The organism is Bradyrhizobium sp. P2_E8, from assembly GCF_056403875.1.
Genome location: NZ_JBFUES010000677.1, coordinates 1 through 4,313, shown reverse-complemented (window position 1 = coordinate 4,313; position 4,313 = coordinate 1). Strand labels below are relative to the sequence as shown.

Here is a 4,313-nt window from a genome sequence, read left to right as displayed (position 1 = left end):
GAAGCGGGAAGCGGCATGTTCAGGAACTGGCGGATCGACTCGGTCAACGGCGCGCTGCTGGCGGCCTATTTCATCCCGGCCTGGACGCTGGTTGCCTTCAACATCATGGTGGCGCCGGTGCACGGCCTCTACGAGCGGCCGAGCGTCGCGGTGGCGCTGTTCCTCAGCGACCATCTCCAGATGGCGGGGATGGACACGGTGCGCGCGGCCTGGCTGCTGGCACTGGGACGGCTGACCGTGGTGGCGTTCTTCGCGATCTACCTCGTGCTGCTGTGCATTCCCCGCGTCCGCAGGACTGGCGGCAGTGACGAGGCGCTCGGCATTGCGCTGGCGATAGGCAGCCTGATCTCGTTCGCGAGCATGGTCATGGCCTCGAAGGTCGGCGAGATGGCCGCACTCCGGCTGCACGCCACCGAGCTCTTGCTGCTGCTGGGAGCTGCGATCGTGATGGTGATCGAGCGGCCCGTGGCGGCGCCAAAGGCCGTCGAGGCCGCCGCGCCGCTAGGTCTTGAGCAGGYCGAGCTCCTGCACAATCTCTGAGGCTTCCTTGACGGCGTGGTTCGCCGCCGGCACGCCGCAATAGATCGCCTGCTGGAGCAGAATTTCCTTGATGTCGTCGGGGGTGAAGCCGCCTTCGGCGAGTGCCGCGCGCACATGCAGGCGGAATTCGTCCCATTGCCCTAGCGCGACCATGGTGCCGATCACAAGCACCCGCCGGGTGCGCTCGTCGAAATGCGGCCGCGTCCAGATCTCGCCCCAGGCGTAGCGGGTGATCAGGTCCTGGAAATCGTTGTTGAAGGCATTGCGACCCGCGATCGACTTGTCGACCCAGGCATTGCCCAGCACTTTGCGGCGTACGTTCATGCCGGCATCGCGGCGCTTCTGGTCGTCCATGGTATCCTCCTCTCCGTCATTGCGAGCGCAGCGAAGCAATCCAGAATCTTTCCGCGGAGACAGCTGGATTGCTTCGCTGCGCTCGCAATGACGAGCTGTGAGATCAACGCTGCGTCAGGAACCCCACCACCGCATCGGTGAACGCGTGGGGCTGCTCGACATTGGAAATGTGGGCGGCGTCGATGATGGTCATGCTCGCGCCGGGAATGTTTGAGCGGATCAGTTCGCCCGCGGATATCGGCGTCGCCATGTCGTGGCGGCCGGCGATCACCAGCGTCGGGCTCTTGATCTTTGGCAGCAGCTCGCGTTGGTCGAGCGTCGACAGCGCCTCGCAGCAGGCGAGATAGCCCTCGACGGGGGAGGCGAGCAGCATCGCCTTCATCCGGGCGGTGATGTCGGGCTCGCGCTCGCGGAAATCCTGGGTGAGCCAGCCCGCGATCACGGCATCGGCCACCGCCGCGATGCCGCCCTTCTTCACTGCATCGATGCGTTCCAGCCATTTGGTCGGCTCGGCGTAGTAGCAGGAGGTGTTGGCGAGGATCAGCTTGCCGAAGCGTTCCGGCGCATTCGCGCCCAGCCATTGCCCGACCATGCCGCCCATCGACAGGCCGCACCAATGCACCTTCTCGATGTTGAGATCGTCGAGGATTGCCAGCACGTCGCGGCCGAAGCGCTCCATCGTATAGGGGCCGGGGGGAACGTTCGACTTGCCGTGGCCGCGGCGGTCATAGCGGATGACACGGAAGACCTGCGTCAGCGCCTTCATCTGCGGCTCCCACATCTGAAGCGTGCAGCCGAGCGAATTGGACAGCATCAGGGTCGGCCCGCCGTCGCGGCCCTCGACGGAGACGTTGATCAGGCAACCGTCGGCATCGATCATGGGCATGCGGCGTCTCCGTTCAGGAGCATGATCCGGAAAAGTGTGGAGCGGTTTTCCGAACAGATCATGCTCAAACAATTAGTCTCGGTCGAGGCTGTCGAGCAGCCGGTCGATCAGGGCTTGGGAAGCCCCTTGATAGGCCATCGGCTCGAACAATGCCGCAATTTTTTCCGGCGAAAGATGCGCGGTGACCTGCGAATCGCCTGATAGCACCTCGCGCAGATGCTTCTTCTCGGCGACCGCGCGCTTGCTCGCGGCCTCGATGAGATGATGCGCATCGCTCTTGCCGATGGTCTCGGCCAGCGCGAAGGTGACCGCCTCGGCCATGATCAGCCCGTGCGTCGCATCGAGGTTGCTGCGCATGCGTGCCGCGTCGACGTCGAGGCCCTCGGCGATATCGACGATGGCGGCGAGCGCGCCCGAGGTGACCAGCATCAGTTGCGGCAGCGTCGGCCATTCCGCGTGCCAGGGGCCGGCGCTGCGCTCGTGGTCCTGCACCTGCGCGGCAAAAATCGTCGCGGCGAGCTGCGGGGCCATGGTCGCACAGCCCAGCGCGCTTGCGGCCGCGACCGGATTGCGCTTGTGCGGCATGGTCGAGGAGCCACCGCGGCCTTCGCCGGCCGGCTCGAACGCCTCGGCGACATCGGTCTGCATCATCAGCGAGACGTCGCGCGCGATCTTGCCGCAGCTGCCGGCGAGAATCGCAAGAGCCGATGCGGCTTCCGCGATGCGGTCGCGATGGGTGTGCCAGGGCGCTTCCGGCAGCGGCAGGTTGAGCCCCCGCGCCAGTCGCTCCGCAACGACGAGCCCCTTGTCGCCGAGGGCCGCGAGCGTGCCGGCCGCGCCGCCGAATTGCAGCGCGAGGCCCTCGCGGGAAAGCCGCCTGAGGCGGCAGCGGGCGCGGGCAAGGCTTGCGGCATATTCGGCGGCCTTGAGCCCGAACGGCATCGGCAACGCATGCTGGAGCCAGGTCCGCGCCACCATGGCGGTGTTGCGATGATTACGCGCCAGTGCGGCAAAGCCCTTGATGGCACGGCTGAGGTCGGCGTCGAGTGCATCGATGCCGGCACGCAGTGCGAGCATGGTCGCGGTGTCGATGACGTCCTGGCTGGTTGCGCCCCAATGCACGTAGCGGGCGGCCTCCGCATCGGCCTTGGCGACATTGGCGGTCAGCGCCTTGACCAGAGGAATGGCCAAATTGCCCGATCGGGTCGCGGCCTCTGCCAGGGCAGCAGGGTCGAAGGACTCCGCCTTGCATGCTGCTTCGATCGGGCCCACGGCGGCCGCGGGAATCACGCCGGTCGCGGCCTCGGCCCGGGCGAGGGCTGCCTCGAAATCGAGCATGTTCTGAAGGGTGGAGCGGTCGTCGCAGACGGCGCGCATGGCGGTGCTCGACAGCATCGGCGCGAGCAGGGGGGAGAGGGCTGTGCTCATGTTGCGCGGGACCTAACCATCATGGCTCGCCTGTGCCAATCCAAAACCGACCGCACAAGATTTTTTGCAGTTGCGAATATGCATTGCACGTGACCGGAGGCCGCCCTTTCCTTTGCGGTCCCCGTGCGTTACTTGAACAGCATTATAGTTGCACGATCCCGGGAGGCACCCCATGGCCATGACGATGAACGGCGAAGTCCAGCTTGCGGCGCCGCGCGAGGCCGTGTGGGCCAAGCTCAACGATCCCGAGGTGCTGAAGGCCTGCATCCCCGGCTGCGAGGAGCTGGAGAAGACCGACGACGGCGGCTTTCGCGCCACGGCCAAAATGAAGGTCGGCCCGGTGTCGGCGCGCTTCAAGGGCAAGGTGACGCTCTCCGATCTCGACCCGCCGAACGGCTACAAGATCTCCGGCGAAGGCGAGGGCGGGGTGGCCGGCTTCGCCAAGGGCGGCGCCGTGGTCAAGCTCGCGGAGAAGGACGGCGGCACGCTGCTCTCCTACGACGTCGAGGCGCAGATCGGCGGCAAGTTGGCGCAGCTCGGACAGCGCCTCATCAACGGCGCCGCCAAGAAGCTGGCCGACGAGTTTTTCGCGAACTTCGCCAAGGCGGTACAGGGCTGAAGGCTATCGCCTTTCGGCATGGCGCCTTGCGTCCGGGGTGATGTTGCCCCGGGGCATAATGGCCCATATGATGGGTTGGAATAATTATAAGAACCGCTTCGACGGGACCCGTCGGGGCGCTGATAGAGAGTGCTTATGGCAAAAATCTCCCTCATCGTGAACGGCAATCCTGTGACGGCCAACGTCGATCCCCGCACGCTTCTGGTGCAGTTCCTGCGCGAGAATCTGCGGCTGACCGGCACCCATGTCGGCTGCGACACCTCGCAGTGCGGCGCCTGCGTCGTGCATCTCGACGGCAAGGCCGTGAAGTCCTGCACCACGCTTGCCGTGATGGCCGACGGCCACGAGGTCAAGACGATCGAGGGGCTGGCCGCCGACGGTGCGCCGCTGCATCCGATGCAGGAAGCCTTCCGCGAGCACCATGGCCTGCAGTGCGGCTTCTGCACGCCCGGCATGATCATGACCGCGATCGACATCGTCCATCGC

At 65.8% G+C, this 4,313-nt stretch carries 6 protein-coding genes; 3 read left to right on the top strand and 3 right to left on the bottom strand.

The annotated features are described in order from the left end of the window. The first annotated feature begins 15 nt into the window (after positions 1–15). A complete protein-coding gene (locus tag AC1D00_RS29335) occupies positions 16–540 on the top strand; it encodes a hypothetical protein (RefSeq protein WP_477013067.1) in 525 nt (174 codons plus the stop codon). Here AC1D00_RS29335 and pcaC read toward each other — a convergent pair. The 3 genes from pcaC to AC1D00_RS29320 form a co-directional block, all read right to left on the bottom strand. After that, positions 502–894 carry a 4-carboxymuconolactone decarboxylase gene (gene pcaC / locus AC1D00_RS29330; RefSeq protein ID WP_477013066.1) on the bottom strand — a complete coding sequence of 131 codons (393 nt, stop codon included), beginning with the start codon at positions 892–894 and terminating at the stop codon, positions 502–504. The two genes, AC1D00_RS29335 and pcaC, sit on opposite strands and share 39 nt — an antisense overlap. A 103-nt stretch (positions 895–997) precedes the next feature. Then, positions 998–1,780: a 3-oxoadipate enol-lactonase gene (pcaD, locus tag AC1D00_RS29325; protein ID WP_135174198.1), complete on the bottom strand. Its 783-nt coding sequence runs from the start codon at positions 1,778–1,780 to the stop codon at positions 998–1,000. Positions 1,781–1,852: 72 nt separating this feature from the next. Next, entirely contained in the window at positions 1,853–3,208 is a 1,356-nt protein-coding gene (locus tag AC1D00_RS29320) for a 3-carboxy-cis,cis-muconate cycloisomerase (protein ID WP_404557837.1), read from the bottom strand. 172 nt (positions 3,209–3,380) lie between these two features. Here AC1D00_RS29320 and AC1D00_RS29315 point away from each other — a divergent pair, with 172 nt between their 5' ends. Then, positions 3,381–3,827, top strand: coding sequence for an SRPBCC family protein (locus tag AC1D00_RS29315; RefSeq protein WP_011088412.1), 447 nt, complete (start codon positions 3,381–3,383; stop codon positions 3,825–3,827). Positions 3,828–3,962: 135 nt separating this feature from the next. Next, positions 3,963–4,313 (top strand): (2Fe-2S)-binding protein (locus AC1D00_RS29310; protein WP_477013065.1); only part of this gene is annotated, 351 nt, incomplete at its 3' end.

What these genes read in the sequence shown, in the direction of transcription:
- AC1D00_RS29320 (WP_404557837.1), bottom strand. Translation starts at nt 3,208, where the DNA reads ATGAGCACAGCCCTCTCCCCCCTGCTCGCGCCGATGCTGTCGAGCACC.
- AC1D00_RS29315 (WP_011088412.1), top strand. Translation starts at nt 3,381, where the DNA reads ATGGCCATGACGATGAACGGCGAAGTCCAGCTTGCGGCGCCGCGCGAG.
- pcaD (WP_135174198.1), bottom strand. Translation starts at nt 1,780, where the DNA reads ATGCCCATGATCGATGCCGACGGTTGCCTGATCAACGTCTCCGTCGAG.